The organism is Sandaracinobacteroides hominis (genome assembly GCF_016464365.1).
GTDB lineage: Bacteria > Pseudomonadota > Alphaproteobacteria > Sphingomonadales > Sphingomonadaceae > Sandaracinobacteroides > Sandaracinobacteroides hominis.
Map to the genome: position 1 here is coordinate 158,043 of NZ_JADCUC010000001.1, position 23,598 is coordinate 181,640.

Sequence of the window (23,598 nt, forward strand, 5' to 3'; positions counted from 1 at the left end):
GCGGGAAATTCCGGGGAGATGAAAATGGCTGTAGTTCGTACGCCCGATGCGCGATTCGCGGGGCTGCCCGATTGGGATTTCGAGACTGTCTATACCGAGGTCGATGGCGGGGCGCTGGGGGCGATCAGGATCGCCCATGCCGAGGCGGGGCCTGCGAATGGGCCGGTGATGCTGCTGATGCACGGCGAGCCGAGCTGGTCCTATCTGTACCGGAAAATGATTCCGGTGCTGGTGGCGGCCGGCTATCGCTGCCTTGCGCCCGATCTCGTGGGCTTTGGGCGGTCCGACAAGCCGACGGAGCAGAGCGATTACAGCTATGCGGCGCATGTGGACTGGATGCTGCAATGGTTTCGCGCGCAGCATCTGTCCGACGTTACCTTGTTCTGCCAGGATTGGGGCGGGCTGATCGGGCTGCGGCTGGTGACGGCCATGCCGGAGCGGTTTGCAAGGGTTTGTGCAGCGAACACCTTCCTGCCGACCGGGGATGGAAAGGCTTCCCCTGCTTTCGAGGCCTGGCGGAACTTCAGCCAGAGCGTTCCGGATTTCGATTCGGGGTTCATCGTGACCGGCGGCACCGTGCGCGGGCTGAGCGATGCGGCGCGGGCCGCCTATAATGCGCCCTATCCGGATGACAGCTTCAAGGCAGGGGCGCGGCGCTTCCCGATGCTGGTGCCGACGTCGCCGGAGATGGATGGAGCGGCGGAGAATCGCGAGGCTTGGAAGGTGCTGGAGGCATTCGACAAGCCTTTCCTGACCTTGTTTGGCGACAGCGATTTCGTGACGCTGGGCGCGGAAAAGCATCTGCAGGCGCGGATTCCCGGGGCGAAGGGACAGCCGCACCGGATCATCGAAAGGGCGGGGCACTTCCTTCAGGAGGATGCGGGCGAGGAAATTGCCGGATATCTTGTGGATTGGGTGAGCGCGTGAAGCATGTTTCGATGCTGCCGGAACGGCAGACCCGAAAACCCATGCGGAAAAATCAGGAAGTCAGTTGACAGGGTAGGGAGGCGCGCATAAAGCCGCGCCTCCAAAGTGCGCGGGCGTAGCTCAGTTGGTTAGAGTGCCGGCCTGTCACGCCGGAGGTCGCGGGTTCGAGCCCCGTCGCTCGCGCCACTTTGGACTTGGCCTTCAGGCCGAAATCAAGACAGGGGACAGACTATTTCGCGGTTTCGCGGAGCCTGTCCCACTCTTCCAGCTCATGCGCGATGGACGCTTCGACGAGCTGATCCCAAAGCAGTTCAACTATTTTTGCATCGAGGCCCAGCCGGGCTGCTTCGCGCCCGGCGTTGGCGATTACCTGCGCCTTGCGGGTTTCGTCGCGGACATGGCCGCGGGCCGGCTTGATGCGGGCGGCGGCGTCCATGTAGCGGAAGCGTTCGGCGAGGAGGGCGACGAGGTCGCGGTCGACGGAATCGACGCCTTCGCGGACGTCGGCCATAGTTTTGCAGCTTTCGGGGGCGGGCCTCATGCCTTCCACTTTCCGGTTTCGATCCAGATGATGACCGGCTTCAGCGGGACTACCCAGGCGACGCCGAGGATGGCCCAGATCGGCAGCTGGATCAGCGGATGCAATTTAGCCACCGGCTCAAACAGCCAGACCGCAAAGAGGGCATAAGCGAAGATGGCGACGATGAGGCCGAGGATGCCGAACGGCCTTCTGAGGGAACGGGTCATCAGGCGCGTTTAGCGCTGGTGCCTGCCGGGTGGAAGGCGGTTGGTGTCGCAATGGCGTCGAGTGGCTGGTCCCAGCGATCTGCCGGGACTGCGGGGACAATCTGGATGTCGAAGGCGAGGCCGATGGCGAGGACCGGGCCGTGGCTGCGCAGTTCGGCAAGCGTGCGGTCATAATGGCCGGCGCCCTGGCCCAGGCGATTGCCCTGTCGGTCGGCAGCGAGGAGCGGGACGAGCAGGACATCCGGGCGGGCGACGGGGGCGGTGGCGTCGGGCTCCAGGATGTCGCGGAAGCCGGGCTTGAGGCTGGGATAGTCCGATATGTGGAAGCTCAGCGGAGCGGCACCGGTTACACGCGGCCAGGCAAGGCGCCAGCCGAGCGCCATGGCGGCCATTTCCACGCTGGTGGGGTCTATCTCGTCGCCCATGGCGGCGTAGGTGCCGAGGATGGCGGGTGGGCCCAGATGGGGGATGGTGATGTCGGCCAGAGCGCGTTCGAGGCCGACGCGGAGGATAGGGGAGAGGCCGCCCAGGAAGGCGGAACGCGCGGCGCGGGCGGTTCGGCGGGAGAGTTTTTTGTCGGCTCCGGCCTCGCTCAGCATCCGCGGCCTTTCTTATAGGGTGGCGGGTCCGCATCGACCGTTTGCACGAAGATCCGCTGACGCCAAGACGTCAGGTGGGGACCATGTGATCGGGCCCAGGAGCCCGGCAGGGACAGCCCCCTCGGAATGTTAATCGCCTCAGGGATGTTCAATTGCGCGCATCGGGCAGAGCCCGCCGCCCCAATACTTAGGCTGCGTCGGCCGCCTCTTCAAGCTTGCGGGCAAGGGCTTCTGCGCGGATTGCCAGGGCTTCCAGTATTTCCGATCCCGGGCCTGGGGCTGCGCCTGCGGAAATAGGCGTGATGCGGGCTTCGCTCGACTTGCGCTCCAGCAGTTCACCGCTGACCAGCAGCGCGGCCATCAGCAGCAGGCGCGGTTCGGCGACGGCGCCATGTGCCTGCATCAGCGAGGAAACGCGGCTGTCGAGCAGGCCGGCCGCGGCGCGCAGATCCTCTTCCTCGCCGTCGCGGCAAGCAAGCTTGTAGGCGCGGCCGCCGATGGACAGGGAAATTTCAGCCATTGGAGCGCTTCTTTTCGCCTTCGATCAGCTTTTCGAGCCCGGCCAGCGTATCCTGCGCGACGGCACGCAGGCCGCCATGCGTGCGGCTGAGACGTTCGGCAGCGGCTTCGCCACGCTTCAGCGCAGCCTCGATCCGTTGGAGCAAAGCTCCGCCCTCAGGTTCTTTCATCGATATACCCCCTGAGGTCAGGCTTCATGTCTTCGCTCCAAAAGGTCAAGTTGAGCTATTGCCGCACCATGTTCCAATTTCGTCTTGACGGACAGAGATAAGCCCTTGGTTACGTTCACGTCAATGACGGGAGTGTAACGCATTGTTCCAATGTGGCGTTGATTTATGCCGACTGCTTTGCAAGGAGGGCGCCGCGTGCGGCGGCTGCGGGATTCGGCGTGGCCGCGATTCGTTTGCTGTTGTCCTTATTCGGGGCGCGAGCCGGACCTGTGTGGTCCTTGTAAACTAGGAACGGGCTGCTGATGCCATCTGAACGGCTGTTGGGCGACAAGGCTAAGGGGATGGCGAATGCCATCCGGGCGTTGGCGATGGATGCGGTGGAAGCTGCGAACAGCGGCCACCCGGGTATGCCGATGGGGATGGCGGATGCCGCCACCGTGCTGTGGGGCGAGTATCTGAAGTTCGATCCGGCCGATCCGAAATGGGCCGATCGCGACCGCTTCGTGCTCTCGGCCGGGCACGGCTCGATGCTGATCTATGCCCTGCTGAACCTGACCGGTTATGCCCGGCCGACGATGGACGACATCCGCAACTTCCGGCAGCTGGGCAGCCCGTGTGCTGGGCATCCGGAGAATTTCGAGCTGCCGGGCGTGGAATGCACCACCGGCCCGCTGGGGCAGGGCCTGGCGATGGCGGTGGGCATGGCGATGGCCGAGCGTCACCTCAATGCCGGCTTCGGCGATGGTCTTGTCGATCACCGCACCTGGGTAATCGCCGGCGACGGCTGCCTGATGGAAGGTGTGAGCCACGAGGCGATCGGCCTGGCGGGCCATCTGAAGCTGGGCCGGCTGAACGTGCTGTGGGACGACAACGGCATCTCCATCGATGGCAAGATTTCCATGTCTTCCAGCGAAGATGTGCCGGCGCGGTTCCGCTCGGCTGGCTGGCATGTGGTGCGCTGCGACGGGCATGATCCGGCGTCGATTCGGCAGGCACTGGATGCGGCGGTTGCCGACGAGCGGCCGACACTTGTGCAATGCACGACGGTGATCGGATACAGCGCGCCGACCAAGGCCGGCAGTGAGAAGGCACATGGCTCTCCGCTGGGCGCGGCCGAGATTGCCGGCGCGCGCGAAAAACTGGGCTGGAGTTCGCCGCCGTTCGAGATTCCGGCCGACATCGCCGCGAACTGGAAGGCTGTGGGTCAGGTCGGCGCTGCCGCGCGGGCGGCCTGGGAAGCGCGGCTGAATGCCAGCACCGACAAGGCTGAGTTCCAGCGGCGGATGCGGGGCGAGCTGCCTGCAGGCTTCTCGATTGCCGACTTCAAGGCGAAGCTGGTGGCGGATGCAAAGCCGGTTGCCAGCCGCAAGGCCTCTGAAATGACGCTGGATGCCGTGAATGCGGTGGTGCCGGAGACGGTTGGCGGTTCGGCTGACCTGACCGGCTCCAACAACACCAAGTCGGCGGGAATGCAGGCGTTTTCCGCCGCCAACTATGGCGGGCGCTACGTCTATTACGGAATCCGCGAGTTCGGCATGGCCGCGGCCATGAACGGCATGGCCTTGCATGGCGGCGTAATTCCTTATGGCGGCACCTTCCTGGTGTTTGCCGATTATTGCCGGGCTGCGATCCGCCTTTCAGCGCTGCAGCAGGTGGGTGTTGTCTATGTGATGACGCACGACAGCATCGGCCTTGGCGAGGATGGGCCGACGCACCAGCCGATCGAGCATCTGGCGAGCCTGAGGGCGATGCCCAACGTGGCGGTCTATCGCCCGGCCGATGCGGTGGAGACGGCGGAGTGCTGGGAGCTGGCGCTGGCGGATCGGTCGCGGCCTTCGGTGCTGGCGCTGTCGCGGCAGAATTTGCCGCCGCTGCGCTTTGATATCGAGGCCAATCGTTCGGCCGAGGGTGGTTACCGACTGGTGACGGCGACTGCGGCGCGCAAGGTGGTGCTGGTGGCGACGGGCTCCGAAGTGGCGATTGCGGTGGAAACCGCGAAGCTGCTGGAAGCCAGGGGCGTTGGCGCTGATGTGGTCTCGCTGCCTTCGTGGGAGCGGTTGGCGGCGCAGCCGAAATCCGTCCGCGACAATCTGCTCCCGGGCGATGTGCTGAAAGTCTCGATAGAGGCAGGTTCTACATTTGGTTGGGAGCGGATCGTCGGCTCGGACGGGTTGATGATCGGCATCGACGGGTTTGGGGCGTCTGCTCCGGCCAGCGACCTTTACCAACATTTCGGATTGACCCCGGATGCGGTTTCGCAGCGGGTTCTGGAGCGACTGAACAAATAACAGGCTGAAAAAGGAGCGGGATATGAAGGTAGCGATCAACGGCTTTGGACGGATCGGGCGTCTGGTTCTGAGGGCAATCCTGGAACAGGGCCGTTCCGACATTGAAGTGGTCGCGATCAACGATCTCGCCGATACCAAATCCAACGCCATGCTGTTCAAGCGGGACAGCGTGCATGGGCGCTATCCGGGCACCGTCGAGGCGGACGGGCAGGACATGATCGTGGACGGCAAGCGGATCCGCGTGACCGCCGAGCGCGATCCCTCGAAGCTGCCGCACAAGGAACTGGGCGTCGATATCGCACTGGAGTGCACCGGCTTCTTTACCGATGCCGACAAGGCGCGCGCGCATATCGAGGCCGGTGCCAAGCGGGTGCTGATCTCGGCGCCGGGCAAGGGCGTTGACCTGACCGTTGTCTATGGCGTGAACCACGAGAAGCTGACGAAGGATCATATCGTCGTTTCCAACGCCAGCTGCACCACCAACTGCCTGGCGCCGGTCGCCAAGGTGATGAACGAGACCGTTGGCATCCAGCGCGGACTGATGACGACCGTGCACGCCTATACCAATGACCAGAAGATCCTGGACCAGATCCACCCCGACATGCGCCGCGCGCGCGCTGCCGCGATGTCGATCATCCCGACGACGACGGGCGCAGCCCGCGCCGTGGGCGAGGTGCTGCCCGAGCTGAAGGGCAAGCTGGATGGTTCCGCCATCCGCGTGCCGACGCCGAACGTCAGCCTTGTGGACCTTACCTTCGTGCCCGGCCGGGACACGACCAAGGAAGAGATCAATGCGGCGCTGAAGGCGGCCTCGGAAGGGGCGCTGAAGGGCATATTGGACTATTCGGAAGATCCGCTGGTCTCCATCGATCTCAATCATATCCCCTTCTCGTCGACGGTCGACAGCCTTGAGACGGCGGTGCTGGAAGGCAAGCTGGTTCGCGTGGTGAGCTGGTATGACAATGAGTGGGGCTTCTCCAACCGGATGGCCGACACCGCGGTGGCGATGGGCAAGTTCCTCTGATGCCGTTCCGCACGCTGGATGATCTGCCCGCGGACCTGAGCGGCAAGCGCGTTCTGGTTCGGGTCGATCTGAATGTGCCGATGGACGGCGAACATGTGACGGATGGGACGCGGCTGCAGGCAGCCGTTCCCACCATCGCCTTTCTGGCCGACCGCGGCGCGCGCGTGCTGCTGCTGTCGCACTTCGGGCGGCCCAAGGGCATGCATTCGCACGAATTCTCGCTGATCAAGGTGGTGCACCCGCTGCACGAGGTGCTGGGGCGTTGGGTGGGATTTCTTCCGGATTGCATTGGCGACGCGGTGGTTGCGGAATCGCTGGGACTGGAAGACGGCAGCGTTACGGTGCTGGAAAACACCCGCTTTCACCCCGGCGAGGAAAAGAACGATCCGACATTCGTGTCGGAGCTGGCGCGGCTGGGCGACTTCTATGTGAATGATGCCTTTTCCGCGGCGCACCGGGCGCATGCCTCTACCGAAGGCCTAGCGCATGTGCTGCCGGCCTATGCCGGGCGGTCGATGGAGGCCGAGCTGAAGGCGCTGGAAGCGGCGCTGGGCACGCCGGCGCGGCCGGTGGCGGCCGTGGTCGGCGGTGCCAAGGTCTCCTCGAAGCTGGATGTGCTGACGAATCTGGTCACCAAGGTCGATCATCTGATCATCGGCGGCGGGATGGCGAACACCTTCCTGGCGGCGAAGGGCATCAGCGTCGGCAAGAGCCTGTGCGAGCATGATCTGGCCGACACAGCGCGGGGCATCCTTTCGCGCGCCGAGGCAGCCGGCTGCACCGTGCATCTGCCGTGGGACGTGGTGGTGGCGAAGGAATTTCGCGCCAATCCGCCGCACCGGGTGGCGAATGTGAACGAGGTGGCCGAGGACGAGATGATCCTCGACCTTGGGCCGCATGCGGTGGAAGCGCTGGGCGATGTGCTGAAGACCTGCGCGACCCTGGTGTGGAACGGGCCGCTGGGGGCGTTCGAGCTGGCACCATTCGATCAGGCGACGGTGGCGCTGGCGAAGACGGCGGCAGCGCTGACCGAGGGCGGGACTCTGGTGAGCGTGGCGGGCGGTGGCGATACCGTGGCGGCGCTGAACCATGCGGGCGCTGGCGACAAGTTCAGCTTTGTCTCGACAGCGGGGGGCGCCTTTCTGGAATGGATGGAAGGCAAGCCGTTGCCGGGCGTCGACGCGCTTAAGAATTGATATCTAACAGGAGCTTGATTGCATGAAGATCACCAAGACCGTCCGTAAGATCCTCGACAATTACGAGAGCGACAATCCCGGCACGAAGGGCAATCTGGCCCGCATGCTGATGGAAGGCCGGCTGGGCGGAACGGGCAAGATGGTGATCCTGCCGGTAGACCAGGGTTTCGAGCATGGGCCGGCGCGCAGCTTTTCCGTGAACGAGCCGGGCTATGACCCGCACTACCACTACCAGCTTGCGATCGACGCCGGGCTGAATGCCTATGCAGCGCCGCTGGGGATGCTGGAGGCGGGTGCCGACACCTTTGCAGGCGCCATCCCGACGATCCTGAAGGTGAATTCCTCGAACAGCTGGGCCGGCGGCGCCAACCAGGCACTGACCGGCAGCGTGGACGATGCGCTCAGGCTGGGTTGCGCGGCCATCGGCTTTACCATCTATCCGGGCTCCGAAGACGTGTTCGAGATGATGGAAGAGATCAAGGAGATGTCGGCCGAAGCGAAATCGGTGGGTATCGCGACCGTGATCTGGAGCTATCCGCGCGGCGGCAAGCTGCCGAAATCGGGTGAGCTGGCACTGGATGTAGGTGCCTATGCCGCACACATGGCAGCCCTGCTGGGGGCGCACATCATCAAGGTGAAGCTGCCTTCGGACCATATCGAGCAGGAAGACGCGAAGAAGAGCTATGCCGGGACAGACTGGTCGAAGCAGTCCGACCGGGTGGCGCATGTGGTGAAGGCCTGCTTCAACGGCCGCCGGATCGTGGTTTTCTCGGGTGGCGCGGCGAAGGGTTCAGACGCCGTTTATCAGGATGCGCGCGATATTCGCGATGGCGGCGGCAATGGCTCGATCATCGGCCGCAACAGCTTCCAGCGGCCGCGTGCCGAGGCGCTGGAACTGCTCGACAAGATCGTGCGGATTTACCAGAACAAGGAATAGCCGGATGACGGATCGGGGTTGGGAAGCAGTTGACGCGTATATCGCCGGCCAGCTTCTCGGCCCTGATCCGGTTCTGGATGCAGCGCTGAAGGGCAATGCCGAGGGCGGGCTGCCGGCGATCGATGTGTCAGCCGCGCAGGGCAAGATGCTGCACCTGCTGGCGCGGATTTCCGGCGCCCGGCATATTCTGGAAGTGGGCACGCTGGGCGGCTTTTCGACGATATGGCTTGCGCGGGCGCTGCCGGAGGGCGGCCGGCTGGTGACGCTGGAAATCAGCCCAACACATGCCGAGGTGGCGCGCGCGAACATTGCCCATGCGGGTCTGGCGGAAAAGGTGGAGGTGCGGGTGGGGCCCGCGCTGGAGAGCCTGAAGACGATGGGCGATGAAGCGCCGTTCGATCTGGTGTTCATCGACGCCGACAAGGAGAACAACGCCAATTATGTGCAGGCGGCAATCGGGCTGTCACGGCCGGGGGCGCTGATCCTGGTGGATAATGTGGTGCGCGGCGGCGGCGTGATCGATGCGGCGAGCACTGAGCCGCGCATCGTGGGCACGCGCAAGCTTTTCGAGATGCTGCAGGCCGAGGAGCGGCTGGAGGCGACGGCGATCCAGACCGTGGGGGCAAAGGGTTGGGACGGATTTGTGATGGCGGTGGTGAAAGGCTGACCCAGCAGGGCTTTCGTGCTAGGGTGCCAGCGGCTGCTTTGGGAGGCGGACTATGGCGGCATTGGGGATGGCCTTTGCGGCAATCGTCTATCTCATCTTTTTTGCGACGTTCCTGTACCTGATTGCCTTTGTGGGGAATTTTCCCGGCATTGCACGCACGGTCGATATCGGGCCGCAGGCGCCGACCCTGATAGCGGTGGCGGGCAACCTGGGGCTGATGGCGCTGTTTGGCGTGCAGCACAGCGTGATGGCGCGGCCCGGCTTCAAGGCGCGCTGGACGCGGGTGGTGCCGCGGCATCTGGAGCGCAGCTTCTATGTGCTGGCGGCCAGCCTGGCGCTGATCCTGCTGTTTTACCTCTGGCGGCCGTTGCCCAATATCATGTGGCTGGTGACCTGGAAGCCGGTAGCGCTACTGCTGCGGGGGCTGTTCTTCCTGGGGTGGGCGGTGGTGCTGATTTCCACCTTCCTTATCAATCATCTCGAGCTGTTCGGGCTAAGGCAGGCGTTTGCGCACCTGCGCGGGCACGACATTCCGGCGCCGCAGTTTCGCACGCCATTCTTCTATCGGCATGTGCGGCACCCGATCTATCTGGGCTTCCTGCTCGCCTTCTGGTCGACGCCGCTGATGACGATGGGGCACTTCCTGTTTGCAGCGGGCATGTCGGTCTATATCCTGATCGGAATCCGCCAGGAGGAGCGCGATCTGGTGAAGCAGTTCGGCGATCAGTATCTGGCCTATCGGCGCAAGGTCGGAAAACTGTTCCCCGGGGTGCACTGAGGCTTGCCAGTGGGGCCGCTCTGCCCGCATGGAGGGGGGCATGAGCGACGGTGACGAACTGAAGGATGAAGGTTTCCGCGAGCTGTTCGGCGAGGATAGCCGTCCGCCGTGCCAGCTGTATCTGATCTCCCCGCCGATGTTCGAGCTGGCGCTACACGCGCAAGCGTTGAAGCGGGCGCTGGCGGCGGGCGGGGCGATCGCCGCCTATCAGCTGCGGCTGAAGATCGTCGATGACGGCGAGATCCTGCGCGCTGCCGAGGCGCTGATGCCGATCTGCGCGGATGCCGATGTGGCCTTTATCCTGAATGATCGAATGGATCTGGCGAAGCGGTGTGGCGCCGATGGCGTGCATCTGGGGCAGGGCGATGGCTCTGCCGTGGAGGCGCGGGCACTGTTGGGGAAGGAGGCGCAGATCGGCGTCACCTGCCATGCGAGCCGGCATCTGGCGATGGAGGCCGGGGAGGCCGGGGCGAACTATGTGGCCTTCGGTTCCTTTTTCCCGACCGAGACGAAGGTGGTGGAGCATATCGCCGACCCGGCGATCCTCAGCTGGTGGACGGCGCTGAGCCCCATTCCGTGCGTGGCGATCGGCGGGATCACGCCCGGCAACTGCCGGCCGCTGGTGGAAGCGGGGGCGGATTTCTTGGCGACATCCGGCGCGGTCTGGGGAGGTGATCCCGAGGCCAATGTTCGCGCCTTTGCGGAGGCGATGGCAGGACGCCAGGACGCGCCTTAGCTGTCGGGCGGGCCGAAGGGTTCGATCTTCGGGTCTGCGAAAATGCCTTCCGCGCCGCCCTGGCCGAGCTTTTCGGCTGCGCCTGCTTCGGACTTGTCGAGCTTGACGGCATACAGGCTGGCGGCGAGGTCCACCGCGACCACGCCATAGTCGGCATCGAGTTTCGCGGCCGGGACGCCGAGCTTCCGGGCAGCGGCGGCGAGGCTGGCGGATCCGGCCAGATGGATTTGCACGAGAACCGAATCCGCCATTTCCGTGGGTCCTTATCCGCTGCAGTTGCATCCACCGGGTTTGGCCGGTGGGCCGGCCGGGGTATGACCCTCTGCCTTGGCGTCGGCATAGCCCAGCTCCCACATGCGGGCCAGCAGAGCTTCGAGATCGGGGGTATCTGCCGCTGCCTGTTCTGCTTCGAATCCGGGGCGCGGGAAGGGGATCGGGACCGGGGGCAGCTGCAGTTTGCAGAGCTGCGGATAGCGGCGGCAGAAGTCGATGGGTACGGGTCGCGGCTTGCAGAGATCCGGGAAGCGGTCGCAGATGTTGATGATCGGCTTGATGACGGGCGGCACGACGCGATCGACAATGCCGCAGCCGTTCACAACTCCGAAGCCATGGTCGAAATCGAAGCCGGCGCTGCCGAGATCCTCGGCTGTGGAGCGCACCAGTTCGCGGATGGCGTGCGGGCTGACCGCCGGGTTGCCAGGCTGGTGCGGCTTGCGGCTTCGGATGGCGGCGACGAGGCCGGCGACGACCGGGCAGGCGGCCGAGGTGCCGCCGTCTGCGGCATAGACGCCGGAGCCCGAGAAATGGGTGAAGCCACAGATGTCGGGCTTGTTGCGGCTGAGACGGCCGGGACCCTGACTGGAGTAGCCGACACGGACTTTGCCGGTGTCGACGCCGGCGACGCAGAGGACGGCGCTGTGCCCGTTGGCGCCATAGATGGCGTTGGCGGTGACGCCCTGGCAGCGGCCGTCGGGGCAGTTGGCGCCGCAATTGCCTGCCGCGAATAGGATGTCGGCACCGAGCGCCTCCAGCGCTGCTACCGAGCGGTTAAACGGGTGATTGGGGTTGTCGGAATAATTTCCGGGGTTGCCGACCGGGAAATCCCAGCTGGGATGGAACATGCCCCAGCTGTTGTTGACCACGAGCGAGCGGGCCTCTCCGGGGCGGGTGGGCGCCATCATGATGGTCTGCAGATGCGCGTAGGCGCGCACGGCGTCCGACAGGAAGCCGCCGAAGCCGCCGCCGACCGTCGAGCGGAGAAGCTGGATATCGAGGAGCGTCGCGCGGGGTGCTGCGATCAGCGCGTCGTAGGCGCACATGGTGCCATGGCCTACCGGCGCGTCGAACGGCGTCATCCCGGCACCGGGCACCCAGCTGCGACCCGAATCCATCGAGGGAGTGAGCCCACGCGAAGCGAGATGCGCCCGGTTGATGCCCGTATCGACGATGGCGAGCAGCACGCCGGAGCCGTCCATGCCGTTGGAATGGAGGCGTGGCGTGCACAGCAGACGGGCGATGTCCGCCGTATTGCCCTGCGGACCGCTGCCCGGGCAGATGATGCAGGGCTCGATCGGGATATCGGCATAGACACCGACCACGCGCGGCTCTGCCATCAGCTTCTCGGCGACCTTTTCATCGCCATGCGCCACCGTGACGAGGGTGCGGTCCTCGGGCGCAAAACTGGCTTCGAATCGGCGCGAATTGTCGAAATCGGAGGCCATGGGATCCTGCGCGGATACAGACGGCAGCAGAACCGGATCGAAATCTGCGACCGGCTCCGCGCCGGCGCGTTGCAGCAGGCCGGCGATGCTGTCGGTCATGCCGGCTTCCATGCTGAGGGCTTCGCCGCGCGACTGCGGTGTGGCTTTCAGCTCTACGATCAGGCGGCGGACACCTTCGCCGGTTGCGGGTGGATTCTGAGAGGTCTTGCGCGTTGATTTTGCCATGGCGGTCTCCCCTGCGGTTGGGGCGGGCGCTGCCTTTGCTGTGCAGCGCCCGCCGCTTCGCCCTGTTGGGTGCGGCGCGTGCCCGGCAGCCCTCCATCCGGGTCGTTCAGTCTTCGCGGGGAAGGCCGGACAACAAGCTGCGCCTCGACCAAAGCCAATAGCGCAAGGTCGGACGGCGGGCTTGGACGAAAGCGACCATAAGGCGGCTCGGTTGCGCGCGGCGTGTGCGACGTCTAAGGGGCCGCATTCAGTTTCATCCCACAGGTGTATTTCCATGAAGATCAGCGGCGTGGACATTCGTCCCGGCAACATCATCGAATATGAAGGCGGAATCTGGCGTGCGGTGAAGACGCAGCATACCCAGCCCGGCAAGGGCGGCGCCTATATGCAGGTAGAGCTGAAGAACCTGATCGATGGCCGCAAGACCAACATCCGTTTCCGTTCAGCCGAAGTCGTCGAGCGCGTGCGGCTGGACACCAAGGACTTCCAGTATCTCTATGCCGAGGACGACAACCTCGTGTTCATGGACAAGGATAGCTATGAGCAGGTGACGCTGCCGCGCGACCTGCTGGGCGATGCTGCGGCCTTCCTGACGGACGGCATGGACGTGACCATGGAGCTTTATGACGAGCGCCCCATTTCCGTGCAGCTGCCCGACCAGGTGGAAGCGCTGATCGTGGAAGCCGACGCGGTGGTGAAGGGGCAGACCGCCTCTTCGAGCTACAAGCCGGCGGTGCTGGAAAATGGCGTGCGCGTGATGGTGCCGCCGCATATCGGCGCCGGCACGCGGATTGTCGTGGACGTGTACGAACAGGCTTATGTGCGGCGGGCCGACTAAGTGAGCCAATCCGCCATCATCACCGTGATGGAGCGCGCCTGCCGCAAGGCGGCTCCGAAGCTGCGCCGGGATTTCGGCGAGGTGAGCCAGCTGCAGGTCTCCAAGAAGGGGCCGGCGGACTTCGTGAGCCAGGCCGACAATGCCTGCGAACGCACGCTGCTGGAGGAGCTGCAGCGGGCGCGTCCCGGCTGGGGTTTCCTGCTGGAAGAGGGCGGCGAGATTGCCGGCGAGGAAGAGAATTCCCCGCGCTTCATCATCGATCCGCTGGATGGCACCTCGAACTTCCTGCACGGCATCCCGCACTTCGCGATTTCGATCGGCGTCGAGCATCTGGGGACGATTGTGGCCGGCATCGTCTATCAGCCGATGACGGACGAGAGCTTCTGGGCGGAGCGGGGGCGCGGGGCGTGGCTGCAGAATGCGCGCCTGCGCGTTTCGGGCCGCCGCGAGCTGGACGAGTCGCTGCTGGCGACGGGCATTCCCTACAAGGGACATGGCGATCAGCGGCAGTTCGAGTCGATCCTGCAGAAGGTCATTCCGGAAGTGGCCGGCGTGCGTCGTTTCGGGGCTGCGAGCCTGGATCTTGCGTGGGTGGCTGCCGGGCGTTTCGACGGCTTTTGGGAGCAGGGGCTGCAACCGTGGGATGTGGCTGCCGGCATGCTGCTGGTGAAGGAAGCCGGTGGTTTTGTTTCCGACTTCCGTGGTGGTGAACGGATGGTGGAACGGCGCGAAATACTTGCCGCGAACGATCAGATCCATTCGAAGTTGCACAAGCTGGTGGGCGCGGCGCTTCGATAACGCTTCGCAATAGCGTCAAAGCCTTGAGAAACTGACAAGATCGCAGTGCTGCCATGCAGCAAATGCGGGTAATTTGGCCCTTTCAGAGGCTTGCCGCGACGCTGCCAACTGCCTAGAGACACGCCCATGCCAGACGTTACCGCCATCGGTCGGGAGTATCTCCCGATCCTGCTGTTCTTCGGGATTGCCATCGTGCTGGCGGTGGTGTTCGCGGGGCTGCCCATTCTCCTTTCGAACGTGATAGGGACATCGAAGCCCTATGCCGACAAGCTGACCGAGTATGAGAGCGGCTTTCCCGCCTTCTCCTCGGCGCGGGGTCAGTTCGACGTGCGCTTCTATCTGGTGTCGATCCTGTTCATCATCTTCGACCTCGAAGTCGCCTTCCTGTTCCCATGGGCCGTCAGCCTGAAGCATATGGGCGCGGATCTGGTGTTTGCCTGGGCCTCGATGATGCTCTTCCTTGGCATCCTTACCATCGGCTTCATCTATGAGTGGAAGAAGGGGGCGTTGGACTGGGAATGAGCACGACCGCCCTTATCAACGCTGACGGCACACAGATGTCGCGCGATCTCGCTACGCAGGACGCGTTCTTCGCCGATGTCGGCTCCGAGCTATCGAACAAGGGCTTCCTTGTGACGAGCCTGGAGGATCTGACCACCTGGGCGCGCACCGGTTCGCTGTGGTGGATGACGTTCGGGCTTGCCTGCTGCGCCGTCGAGATGATGCATGCGTCCATGCCGGATTATGACATGGAGCGCTTTGGTGCGGCGCCGCGCGCCAGCCCGCGTCAGTCGGACGTGATGATCGTCGCCGGTACGCTCTGCAACAAGATGGCGCCTGCCTTGCGCCGGGTGTACGATCAGATGCCGGAACCGCGCTATGTGATCAGTATGGGCAGCTGCGCCAATGGCGGAGGCTATTATCACTATAGCTATTCCGTGGTGCGCGGCTGCGACCGCATCGTGCCTGTCGATATCTATGTGCCGGGCTGCCCGCCGACCGCGGAAGCGCTGGTCTATGGTGTGATGGCCTTGCAGCGGAAAATACGCCGCAACGCGAGCTTTGAGCGCTGAGATGTCGCATCTTCCCCAGATCCCCGGCAACGAAGGCGTCGCCGAGCGCGCCATGGCGGTGCTTGGCGAGCATGTGATCGACGCGGCCGAGGCCGTTGGCGAGCTGACGTTGCTGGTCCGGCGCGAGAGCCTGGCGGTGGTGCTGCAGATCCTGCGCGATACGGCCGATCTGGCCTATGACCAGATGCTGGACATTGCCGGTGCGGACTATCCCGAGCGTTCTGAGCGGTTCGACGTGAACTATCATCTGCTGTCGCTCCGGCATAACCGGCGGCTGCGGGTGAAGGTGGCGACCGACGAGGTGGCGCCGATCCCGTCGATCGTGTCGCTGTTCCCGAATGCCGGATGGCTGGAGCGGGAAGTGTGGGATTGCTACGGCGTCTATTTCGAGGGCAACCCCGATCTGCGCCGGATCCTCACCGACTATGGCTTTGAAGGGCACCCGTTCCGCAAGGACTTCCCGCTGACAGGGCATGTGGAGCTGCACTATTCCGAGGAGCAGCAGCGCGTTGTCTATGCGCCGGTGAAGCTGAAGCAGGATTTCCGCAACTTCGACTTCCTGAGCCCGTGGGAAGGGCAGTGGAAGCTGCCCGGAGATGAGAAAGCGTCGGAGCCGGATGGCGACCAAATGAAAAAGCCGGGCGGGGAGGGCGCGAAATGAGCGAAGTCCAGACCGCGGAAGTGTTGGAAGGTCAACTGATCGACCCGACGCTGGTTTCGGCCGACACCAGCATCCAGAACTACATGATCAACTTCGGGCCTCAGCACCCGGCTGCACACGGCGTGCTGCGGCTGGTGATGGAGCTGGACGGCGAGCTGATCGAGCGCTGCGATCCGCACATCGGGCTGCTGCATCGCGGCACCGAGAAGCTGATCGAATACAAGACCTACCTCCAGGCGCTGCCCTATATGGACCGCCTGGATTATTGCAGCCCGATGTCGATGGAGCACAGCTATGTGTTGGCCATCGAGAAGCTGCTGGGCGTGGATGTGCCGATGCGGGCGCAGCTGATCCGCGTGCTGTGGGCCGAGCTGATGCGGGTTTCGAACCACATCATGAACGTCGGCGCGCATGTGATGGACGTGGGTGGGCTGACGCCGATCATCTGGCTGTTTGCCGAGCGCGAGGCGATCTATCGCTTCTCCGAACGGGTTTCCGGCGCGCGCATGCACGCCGCCTATTTCCGCCCCGGCGGCGTCCATCAGGATCTGCCGGCGGGCCTCGCCGAAGATATCCGGACCTGGGCCGAAGCCTTCCCGAAGGTAATCGATGAAGTGCAGGCGCTGGCCGGCGACAACCGCATCTTCAAGCAGCGGAACGTCGATATCGGCGTGATTTCGGCGAAGGAAGCGATTGCCTGGGGCTTTACCGGGCCTTGCCTGCGGGGGTCGGGCATCGCCTGGGATCTGCGCAAGTCGCAGCCCTATGAATGCTATGCCGACCTGGAATTCGAAGTGCCTGTGGGCAACAACGGCGACTGCTATGATCGCTGGATGGTGCGCATGGAGGAAATGCGCCAGTCGATAAAGCTGATCATCCAGTGCCTGAACAGGTTGGCGCATTGCGAGGGCGAGCCGGTCTCGACGCTGGACCGCAAGGTGGCGCCGCCGAAGCGGGGCGAGATGAAGCGCTCGATGGAAGCGCTGATCCACCACTTCAAGCTCTATACCGAGGGCTTCAAGGTGCCGCCGGGCGAAGTCTATGTGGCGACCGAAAGCCCCAAGGGGGAATTCGGCATCTATCTGGTGAGCGACGGCACCAACAAGCCCTATCGCTGCCATATCCGGGCGACCGGCATGACCCATCTGCAGGCGATGGACTATCTGCTGAAGGGCCATATGCTGGCCGATGCGCCTGCCGTGCTGGGTTCGCTGGATATCGTGTTTGGCGAGGTTGACCGGTGAGCGACTACAGCGATTTCAAATGGACCGACGCGAATGTCGCCGAGGCGGAGCGTATCATCGGGCGCTATCCGAAGGGGCGTGAAGCCTCTGCGATCATGCCGTTGCTGTGGCTGGCGCAGTATCAGATGCGCGACATGACGGGCGTGGCCTGGCTGCCGCTGCCGGTGATCGAGTTCGTCGCCGCGCAGATCGGCATGCCGAAGATCCGCGCGCTGGAAGTTGCGACCTTCTATACGATGTACAATCTGCAGCCGGTCGGCCGCTTCCATGTGCAGGTGTGTGGAACCACGCCCTGCATGCTGCGCGGCAGCGACGACATCCTGCGCGCCTGCGCCGACAAGGGGCTGAAGAAGGGCGAAGTCACCAACGACGGCCTGTTCACGCTGACCGAGGTGGAATGCCTGGGCGTTTGTGCCAATGCGCCGATGGTGCAGGTGAACGACGATAATTACGAAGACCTCACCTACGAGAGCATGACCGCCATTCTGGAGGACCTGATCGCCGGCCGCACGCCAAAGCCGGGCAGCCAGATCGGCCGGCAGACCAGCTGCCCCGAAGGCGGTCCGACGACGCTGAAAGAGATCGCCTGATGCTGGCGGACAAAGATAGAATTTTCACCAACCTCTATGGCTTCCAGCCGTGGGGCGTTGAGCATGCGATGAAGCGTGGCGACTGGGCGGATACCAAGTCGCTGATGGCCGTTGGGCAGGATGCCATCATCCAGCAGGTGAAGGATTCAGGGCTGCGCGGGCGTGGTGGCGCAGGCTTCTCCACCGGGCTCAAGTGGAGCTTCATGCCCAAGGAGCCAAAGGATGGGCGCCCCAGCTTCCTGGTGGTGAACGCCGACGAATCCGAGCCGGGTTCGTGCAAGGACCGGGAGATCATCCGCAACGATCCGCACAAGCTGATCGAGGGCGCGCTGATCGCCGGCTATGCGATGCGGGCGCGCGCTGCCTATATCTATATTCGCGGCGAATATATCCGCGAGGCCGAGGTGCTGTTTGCGGCTGTCGAGGAAGCCTATGCCAAGGGCTTCATCGGCAAGAACGCCTGCGGTTCCGGCTATGACTTCGATGTGTTCGTGCATCGCGGCGGCGGCGCCTATATCTGCGGCGAAGAAACCGCGATGATCGAGAGCCTAGAGGGCAAGAAGGGCCAGCCGCGGCTGAAGCCGCCTTTCCCGGCAGGCGTCGGCCTCTATGGCTGCCCGACGACGGTGAACAATGTCGAGTCCATCGCAGTTGTGCCCACCATCCTGCGGCGCGGGCCGGACTGGTTTGCGGGCATTGGCCGCCCGAACAACCAGGGCACCAAGCTGTTCCAGATCAGCGGCCATGTGAACAAGCCGTGCGTGGTGGAAGAGGCGATGAGCCTGCCGTTCCGCGAGCTGATCGACGTGCATTGCGGCGGCATTCGCGGCGGCTGGGATAACCTGCTGGCGGTGATCCCGGGCGGTTCGTCGGTGCCGCTGGTGCCTGCGCACGAGATCATCGATGCGCCGATGGACTTCGATGGGCTTCGCGAGCTGAAATCCGGCCTTGGCACGGCAGCGGTGATCGTGATGGACAAGTCCACCGACATTATCCGCGCGATTGCCCGCATCAGCTATTTCTACAAGCATGAGAGCTGCGGCCAGTGCACGCCGTGCCGCGAAGGCACCGGCTGGATGTGGCGGGTGATGGAGCGCCTCGCGAGCGGCGACGCCGAGCCCCATGAGATCGACATGCTGCTGGAAGTGACAACACAGGTGGAAGGCCACACGATCTGCGCGCTGGGCGACGCCGCGGCATGGCCGATCCAGGGCCTGATCCGGCATTTCCGGCCGGAGATTGAAGCGCGCATCGCCAAGCGTCGCGGGTTCGTGAGCGTTCCCGAAATCGCGCAGGCGGCGGAGTAGAGCATGCCTAAGGTAACCGTAGACGGGGTCGAGATTGAGGTGCCGGCTGGTGCCACGGTGATGCAGGCCTGCGAAGCGGCCGGCAAGGAAATCCCGCGTTTCTGCTATCATGAGCGGCTTTCGATTGCCGGCAATTGCCGCATGTGCCTGGTGCAGGTGTCTCCGGGGCCGCCGAAGCCCCAGGCTAGCTGTGCGCTGCCGGCTGCCGAGGGGCAGAATATCCTGACCGACAGCCCGATGGTGAAGAAGGCGCGCGAGGGGGTGATGGAGTTTCTCCTCATCAACCACCCGCTCGATTGCCCGATCTGCGATCAGGGCGGCGAGTGCGACCTGCAGGACCAGGCGATGGCCTATGGTCGGGGCAATTCGCGCTTTGAAGAGAACAAGCGCGCCGTCACCGAAAAACACATGGGGCCGCTGATCAAGACGGTGATGACGCGCTGCATCCAGTGCACGCGTTGTGTGCGTTTTGCCGAGGAAGTGGCCGGCGTCGAGGAAATAGGCGCACTGTATCGCGGCGAGAACATGCAGATCACTTCCTATCTGGAGCAGGCAGTGACGTCCGAAATGTCGGGCAATGTCATCGACTTGTGCCCGGTGGGTGCGCTGACCGCGAAGCCGACGGCGTTCCATGCCCGGCCGTGGGAATTGAAGCGCACCGACAGCATCGATGTGATGGATGCGGTGGGCGCCAACATCACCGTGCACAGCCGTTCGGGAGCCGTCGTCCGCGTGACGCCGCGCCTGAATGAGGATGTGAACGAGGAGTGGATTTCCGACACCGCGCGCTTCGGCTGCGACGGCCTGCAGGAGCGGCGGCTGGATCGCCCGTGGGTGCGGGTGAATGGCGAGCTGAAGCCGGCGACCTGGGCGCAGGCCTTTGCGGCCGTGAAGGCGGCTGTTTCGGGCGTGGCCGGAGACAAGATTGCGGCGATTTCCGGCAATCTGTCGGCGGTCGAGGAACTGGTTGCAGCGAAGGACCTGCTGACCGGGCTTGGCGCGACGCGGCTGGAAAGCCGGACCGATGGCGCGGCCTATGCCGGGCCGGCGGCGCATTGGCGGTTCAACTCGACGCTGGCCGGGCTGGAAACAGCTGATCTGATCCTGCTGGTGGGCGCTGATCCGCGTCTGGATGCGCCGCTGGTGAACAGCCGTATCCGCAAGGCGGTGCGTCGGGGTGGGGCGACGGTGCTGCGCATCGGCGGTGGCAGTGACCCCTCCTATCCGGTGACCGATCTGGGCGATGATCTGGGGCTGCTGGCGAAGCTGCCCAAGGATGTCGCCGGCAAGTTGAAGTCGGCGCAGCGCCCGGCGCTGATCGTGGGCAGCCGCAATGCCTCCGCCGACGTGCTGGCAGCCGCGCATGGCCTTGCCGACGTGCTGGTGAAGGACGGCTGGAACGGCTTCAATATCCTGCACGACAGCGCCGCCCGCGTGGGCGCGATGACGGTGGGTTGGGCAGGGGAGGGTGTAGACGCGCTCGCCGCTGCGGCGCCGTCGGTGCTGTTCCTGCTGGGCGTGGACGAGCTGGCTCTGGCGCCGTTTGGCGGGGCTACCAAGATCTACATCGGTTCCCATGGCGATCGCGGTGCGGCTGTCGCCGACATCATCCTGCCGGGCGCGGCCTGGGCCGAAAAGCCGGGCACCTGGGTCAATCTGGAAGGCCGGGTGCAGCGGTCGCTGCGGGCAACCTTCCCGCCGGGCGACGCGCGCGAGGACTGGACGATCTTCCGGGCGCTCGCCGATGTGCTGGGCATCACGCTGGGCTATGACAATCTGGACCAGCTGCGCACGCGCATTGCCGGCGAATGGCCGGAGCTGGGCCGCGAGGGGCTGGAGCCTGCGGTGTGGGAAGCGGCGACGCTGACGGGCAAGCCCGCCGGCGCAACGCGCGCCCGCGCGACCGACTTCTACAGCTCGAACCCGATCCTGCGGGCCAGCCCGACGATGCGGACCTGCGTGGCGGAGATTCTGGAAGGCCGCGCGCCTGCCATTCTGGAGGCGGCTGAGTAATATGGTCGAGTTTTTCCAGACGTATCTGGGCGCAGATTTTGGCTGGCTGGTCGCGCATGTGATCCTGATCCTGCTGATCGCCCTGCCGGTTATGCTGGTGATGGCGATTTCCACGTGGATGGACCGCAAGGTTTGGGCTGCCATGCAGCTTCGCCGTGGTCCTAATGTGGTAGGGCCGGTGGGCTTTCTGCAACCCTTTGCCGACGGGCTGAAGCTGTTCCTGAAGGAAACCGTCGTGCCGTCGGGCGCGAACAAAGGTGTTTTCTTCATCGCGCCTATGATCACCTTCGTGCTGGCGCTGGTGGCCTGGGCGGTGATCCCGTTCGATGCCGGCTGGGTGCTGGCGGACATCAATGTCGGCCTGCTCTACCTGTTCGCGGTGTCGTCGATGGGCGTCTATGGCATCATCATGTCGGGCTGGGCTTCCAACTCGAAGTATCCGTTCCTGGGCGGTCTGCGCTCTGCGGCGCAGATGGTGAGCTATGAAGTCTCCATCGGCTTCGTGATCGTGACGGTGGTGCTCTATGCCTCCAGCTTCAATCTGACCGATATCGTCGAGAGCCAGCGTGGCAACATCTTCGGGGTCGTCAACGGCAACATCTTCAATCCGCTGCTGTTTCCGATGGCGATCGTGTTCCTGATCTCGGCGCTCGCGGAAACGAACCGGCCACCGTTCGACTTGCCCGAGGCCGAGGCCGAGCTGGTGGCCGGCTATCAGGTGGAATATTCCTCGATGACCTTCGCCCTGTTCTTCCTGGGCGAGTATATGAACGTCCTGTTGATGTGCGCGCTGGCAAGCATCCTGTTCCTGGGGGGCTATCTGCCGCCCTTCAACTGGGAGCCGCTGTACATGGTGCCGGGCGTCATCTGGTTGTTCGCCAAGATCGTCTTCATGTTCTTCGTCTTCGCCTGGGTGAAGGCGACGGTGCCAAGGTATCGCTATGACCAGCTGATGCGGCTGGGCTGGAAGGTGTTCCTGCCGCTGACCCTGTTCTGGGTGGTGCTGGTTTCGGGCTGGTTGGTCTTCTCTGGGCATTATGGAGCCCCCATTCTTTCTGGAGGACTGTCATGAGCGTAATGCAGGCCGCCAAGTCGCTGTTGCTGCTGGAATTTATCCGCGGCCATGCGCTGACGTTCAGCTATATGTTCCGCCCCAAGCGGACGGTGAACTACCCCTATGAGAAGAGCCCGCTCTCTCCGCGGTTCCGCGGCGAGCACGCGCTGCGGCGCTATCCCAACGGCGAAGAGCGCTGCATTGCGTGCAAGCTGTGCGAGGCCGTCTGCCCGGCGCAGGCGATCACCATCGAGGCCGAGCCGCGCGCCGACGGCAGCCGTCGCACGACGCGCTATGACATCGACATGACGAAGTGCATCTATTGCGGACTGTGCCAGGAGGCCTGCCCGGTGGATGCCATCGTGGAAGGGCCGAATTTCGAGTTCGCGACGGAGACGCGCGAGGAGCTGCTGTACGACAAGGATCGGCTGCTGGCGAACGGGGAGCGCTGGGAGCGCGCCATCGCCGCCAACCTTGCCGCCGACGCCCCCTATCGCTAACGGCTGCGCAAACCCATGAAACTCCTCAATCAGGGCCGAATTTTCCGGTGATCCAGGCACTCATCTTCTATCTCTTCGCCTCGGTCGTCGTGGCCTCGGCGTTGATGGTGATTCTGGCGAGGAATCCCGTCCACAGCGTGCTGTGGCTTATCCTTGCCTTCTTCAACGCGGCCGGACTGTTCCTGGCGATCGGCGCCGAGTTCATCGCGATGATCCTGGTGATCGTCTATGTGGGCGCCGTTGCCGTGCTGTTCCTGTTCGTGGTGATGATGCTGGACATCGATTTCACGCGGATGCGGGCGGGCTTTTCGAAATATCTGCCGTTCGGACTGGCGCTGGGGCTGGTGCTGGCGGTCGAGCTGGCGATGGTGGGCGGCGCCTGGGTGTTTGGCGACCTGGCGCTGGATGCGCGCGCTGCGCCTGTGCCGGCAACGCAGCTGTCCAATACGCAGGCGCTGGGGACCATCCTCTATACGGACTATGTCTTCATCTTCCAGATGGCGGGGATGATCCTGCTGACGGCGATGATCGGCGCCATCGTGCTGACGCTGCGGCGGCGGCCGGGCGTGAAGCGGCAGGACATCTCGAAGCAGAATGCGCGGACTCCGGCCTCTGCGGTGACGATCACGCGCCCTCAGCTTGGGGCGGGCGTCGATACGGACGCGGGAGTGCAGGGATGAGTATCGGCATCGGTCATTATCTGGTTGTGGGGGCGATCCTGTTCACGCTGGGCGTGCTGGGCATCCTGATCAACCGCAAAAACATCATCGTCATCCTGATGTCGGTGGAACTGATCCTGCTGGCGGTGAACATCAATTTCGTCGCTTTCTCGGTGTTCCTGGGGGACATGGTGGGGCAGATCTTCGCGATGTTCGTGCTGACGGTCGCCGCCGGCGAGGCCGCGATCGGCCTTGCCATCCTTGTCGTCTATTTCCGGAACCGCGGGACCATCGCTGTCGATGATGTCCGCCAGATGCGCGGCTGAC

At 64.1% G+C, this 23,598-nt stretch carries 28 protein-coding genes and 1 tRNA gene; 22 read left to right on the top strand and 7 right to left on the bottom strand.

All coding sequences use genetic code 11. From position 1 onward, the window contains the following. Positions 1-24 precede the first annotated feature (24 nt). Together IM784_RS00845 and IM784_RS00850 are read left to right on the top strand one after the other, a co-directional pair. On the top strand, positions 25-927 hold the full coding sequence (locus tag IM784_RS00845; RefSeq protein WP_199553410.1) for a haloalkane dehalogenase: 903 nt from the start codon (positions 25-27) through the stop codon (positions 925-927). A gap of 109 nt (positions 928-1,036) precedes the next feature. Then, positions 1,037-1,113: transfer RNA gene (locus IM784_RS00850), tRNA-Asp, on the top strand. A 43-nt stretch (positions 1,114-1,156) separates the two neighbouring features. On the opposite strand, the gene IM784_RS00855 is transcribed toward IM784_RS00850, so the two are convergent. The 5 genes from IM784_RS00855 to IM784_RS00875 all read right to left on the bottom strand — a co-directional run bounded on the left by IM784_RS00855 (position 1,157) and on the right by IM784_RS00875 (position 2,962). After that, complete coding sequence (locus tag IM784_RS00855) at positions 1,157-1,438, bottom strand: chorismate mutase (RefSeq protein ID WP_235976454.1); 282 nt, start codon at positions 1,436-1,438, stop codon at positions 1,157-1,159. A 26-nt stretch (positions 1,439-1,464) separates the two neighbouring features. Next, positions 1,465-1,674, bottom strand: coding sequence for a DUF2842 domain-containing protein (locus tag IM784_RS00860; RefSeq protein ID WP_199553412.1), 210 nt, complete (start codon positions 1,672-1,674; stop codon positions 1,465-1,467). Further along, a complete protein-coding gene (locus IM784_RS00865) occupies positions 1,674-2,273 on the bottom strand; it encodes a 5-formyltetrahydrofolate cyclo-ligase (protein ID WP_199553413.1) in 600 nt (199 codons plus the stop codon). Before IM784_RS00865 ends, IM784_RS00860 begins: the two co-directional genes overlap by 1 nt. 187 nt (positions 2,274-2,460) lie before the next feature. Next, positions 2,461-2,793 carry a cell division protein ZapA gene (locus IM784_RS00870; protein ID WP_199553414.1) on the bottom strand — a complete coding sequence of 111 codons (333 nt, stop codon included), beginning with the start codon at positions 2,791-2,793 and terminating at the stop codon, positions 2,461-2,463. Next, the gene (locus IM784_RS00875) at positions 2,786-2,962 is read right to left on the bottom strand and encodes a hypothetical protein (RefSeq protein WP_199553415.1); all 177 of its coding nucleotides are present in this window, start codon (positions 2,960-2,962) and stop codon (positions 2,786-2,788) included. Before IM784_RS00875 ends, IM784_RS00870 begins: the two co-directional genes overlap by 8 nt. A gap of 302 nt (positions 2,963-3,264) precedes the next feature. Here IM784_RS00875 and tkt point away from each other — a divergent pair, with 302 nt between their 5' ends. Genes tkt through thiE form a run of 7 tightly spaced genes read left to right on the top strand, consistent with a single transcriptional unit; the run spans position 3,265 to position 10,588 of the window. Continuing rightward, the gene (gene tkt / locus IM784_RS00880; protein ID WP_235976455.1) at positions 3,265-5,250 is read left to right on the top strand and encodes a transketolase; all 1,986 of its coding nucleotides are present in this window, start codon (positions 3,265-3,267) and stop codon (positions 5,248-5,250) included. A gap of 22 nt (positions 5,251-5,272) precedes the next feature. Further along, complete coding sequence (gene gap, locus IM784_RS00885; RefSeq protein WP_199553416.1) at positions 5,273-6,274, top strand: type I glyceraldehyde-3-phosphate dehydrogenase; 1,002 nt, start codon at positions 5,273-5,275, stop codon at positions 6,272-6,274. Further along, complete coding sequence (locus IM784_RS00890; protein WP_199553417.1) at positions 6,274-7,470, top strand: phosphoglycerate kinase; 1,197 nt, start codon at positions 6,274-6,276, stop codon at positions 7,468-7,470. Before gap ends, IM784_RS00890 begins: the two co-directional genes overlap by 1 nt. Before the next feature lie 22 nt (positions 7,471-7,492). After that, positions 7,493-8,407 carry a class I fructose-bisphosphate aldolase gene (locus tag IM784_RS00895; protein ID WP_199553418.1) on the top strand — a complete coding sequence of 305 codons (915 nt, stop codon included), beginning with the start codon at positions 7,493-7,495 and terminating at the stop codon, positions 8,405-8,407. Between the two features lie 4 nt (positions 8,408-8,411). Next, positions 8,412-9,074 carry an O-methyltransferase gene (locus IM784_RS00900; protein ID WP_199553419.1) on the top strand — a complete coding sequence of 221 codons (663 nt, stop codon included), beginning with the start codon at positions 8,412-8,414 and terminating at the stop codon, positions 9,072-9,074. Between the two features lie 52 nt (positions 9,075-9,126). Then, positions 9,127-9,852 carry a methanethiol S-methyltransferase gene (mddA, locus tag IM784_RS00905; RefSeq protein ID WP_199553420.1) on the top strand — a complete coding sequence of 242 codons (726 nt, stop codon included), beginning with the start codon at positions 9,127-9,129 and terminating at the stop codon, positions 9,850-9,852. A gap of 40 nt (positions 9,853-9,892) precedes the next feature. Then, positions 9,893-10,588: a thiamine phosphate synthase gene (thiE, locus tag IM784_RS00910; protein ID WP_199553421.1), complete on the top strand. Its 696-nt coding sequence runs from the start codon at positions 9,893-9,895 to the stop codon at positions 10,586-10,588. On the opposite strand, the gene IM784_RS00915 is transcribed toward thiE, so the two are convergent. Beyond that, the gene (locus IM784_RS00915) at positions 10,585-10,839 is read right to left on the bottom strand and encodes a hypothetical protein (protein WP_199553422.1); all 255 of its coding nucleotides are present in this window, start codon (positions 10,837-10,839) and stop codon (positions 10,585-10,587) included. The genes thiE and IM784_RS00915 overlap by 4 nt on opposite strands. Positions 10,840-10,851: 12 nt before the next feature. Continuing rightward, entirely contained in the window at positions 10,852-12,534 is a 1,683-nt protein-coding gene (locus tag IM784_RS00920; RefSeq protein ID WP_199553423.1) for a S8 family peptidase, read from the bottom strand. Positions 12,535-12,808: 274 nt separating this feature from the next. Here IM784_RS00920 and efp point away from each other — a divergent pair, with 274 nt between their 5' ends. The 13 genes from efp (at position 12,809) to nuoK (ending at position 23,597) form a co-directional block, all read left to right on the top strand. After that, positions 12,809-13,372 carry an elongation factor P gene (gene efp, locus IM784_RS00925; protein WP_199553424.1) on the top strand — a complete coding sequence of 188 codons (564 nt, stop codon included), beginning with the start codon at positions 12,809-12,811 and terminating at the stop codon, positions 13,370-13,372. Continuing rightward, positions 13,373-14,170, top strand: coding sequence for an inositol monophosphatase family protein (locus IM784_RS00930; protein WP_328799408.1), 798 nt, complete (start codon positions 13,373-13,375; stop codon positions 14,168-14,170). A 126-nt stretch (positions 14,171-14,296) separates the two neighbouring features. After that, positions 14,297-14,692, top strand: coding sequence for an NADH-quinone oxidoreductase subunit A (ndhC, locus tag IM784_RS00935; RefSeq protein ID WP_199553425.1), 396 nt, complete (start codon positions 14,297-14,299; stop codon positions 14,690-14,692). A gap of 35 nt (positions 14,693-14,727) precedes the next feature. Next, complete coding sequence (locus tag IM784_RS00940) at positions 14,728-15,243, top strand: NuoB/complex I 20 kDa subunit family protein (RefSeq protein WP_235976528.1); 516 nt, start codon at positions 14,728-14,730, stop codon at positions 15,241-15,243. A 1-nt stretch (position 15,244) separates the two neighbouring features. Then, complete coding sequence (locus IM784_RS00945) at positions 15,245-15,904, top strand: NADH-quinone oxidoreductase subunit C (protein ID WP_199553427.1); 660 nt, start codon at positions 15,245-15,247, stop codon at positions 15,902-15,904. Next, on the top strand, positions 15,901-17,148 hold the full coding sequence (locus tag IM784_RS00950) for an NADH-quinone oxidoreductase subunit D (protein WP_199553428.1): 1,248 nt from the start codon (positions 15,901-15,903) through the stop codon (positions 17,146-17,148). The genes IM784_RS00945 and IM784_RS00950 overlap by 4 nt, the downstream gene beginning before the upstream one ends. Next, positions 17,145-17,738, top strand: a complete 594-nt coding sequence (gene nuoE, locus IM784_RS00955; protein WP_199553429.1) for an NADH-quinone oxidoreductase subunit NuoE — start codon at positions 17,145-17,147, stop codon at positions 17,736-17,738. Before IM784_RS00950 ends, nuoE begins: the two co-directional genes overlap by 4 nt. Then, entirely contained in the window at positions 17,738-19,045 is a 1,308-nt protein-coding gene (gene nuoF, locus IM784_RS00960; RefSeq protein ID WP_199553430.1) for an NADH-quinone oxidoreductase subunit NuoF, read from the top strand. Before nuoE ends, nuoF begins: the two co-directional genes overlap by 1 nt. A gap of 3 nt (positions 19,046-19,048) precedes the next feature. After that, positions 19,049-21,058: an NADH-quinone oxidoreductase subunit NuoG gene (gene nuoG / locus IM784_RS00965; RefSeq protein ID WP_199553431.1), complete on the top strand. Its 2,010-nt coding sequence runs from the start codon at positions 19,049-19,051 to the stop codon at positions 21,056-21,058. A 1-nt stretch (position 21,059) separates the two neighbouring features. After that, positions 21,060-22,130 carry an NADH-quinone oxidoreductase subunit NuoH gene (nuoH, locus tag IM784_RS00970; RefSeq protein WP_199553432.1) on the top strand — a complete coding sequence of 357 codons (1,071 nt, stop codon included), beginning with the start codon at positions 21,060-21,062 and terminating at the stop codon, positions 22,128-22,130. After that, positions 22,127-22,612 (top strand): NADH-quinone oxidoreductase subunit NuoI, encoded by a 486-nt coding sequence (gene nuoI, locus IM784_RS00975; protein WP_199553433.1) that lies wholly within the window; start codon positions 22,127-22,129, stop codon positions 22,610-22,612. Before nuoH ends, nuoI begins: the two co-directional genes overlap by 4 nt. Before the next feature lie 47 nt (positions 22,613-22,659). After that, positions 22,660-23,292, top strand: a complete 633-nt coding sequence (locus tag IM784_RS00980; protein WP_199553434.1) for an NADH-quinone oxidoreductase subunit J — start codon at positions 22,660-22,662, stop codon at positions 23,290-23,292. Continuing rightward, complete coding sequence (nuoK, locus tag IM784_RS00985) at positions 23,289-23,597, top strand: NADH-quinone oxidoreductase subunit NuoK (RefSeq protein ID WP_199553435.1); 309 nt, start codon at positions 23,289-23,291, stop codon at positions 23,595-23,597. Before IM784_RS00980 ends, nuoK begins: the two co-directional genes overlap by 4 nt. Position 23,598 lies beyond the last annotated feature (1 nt).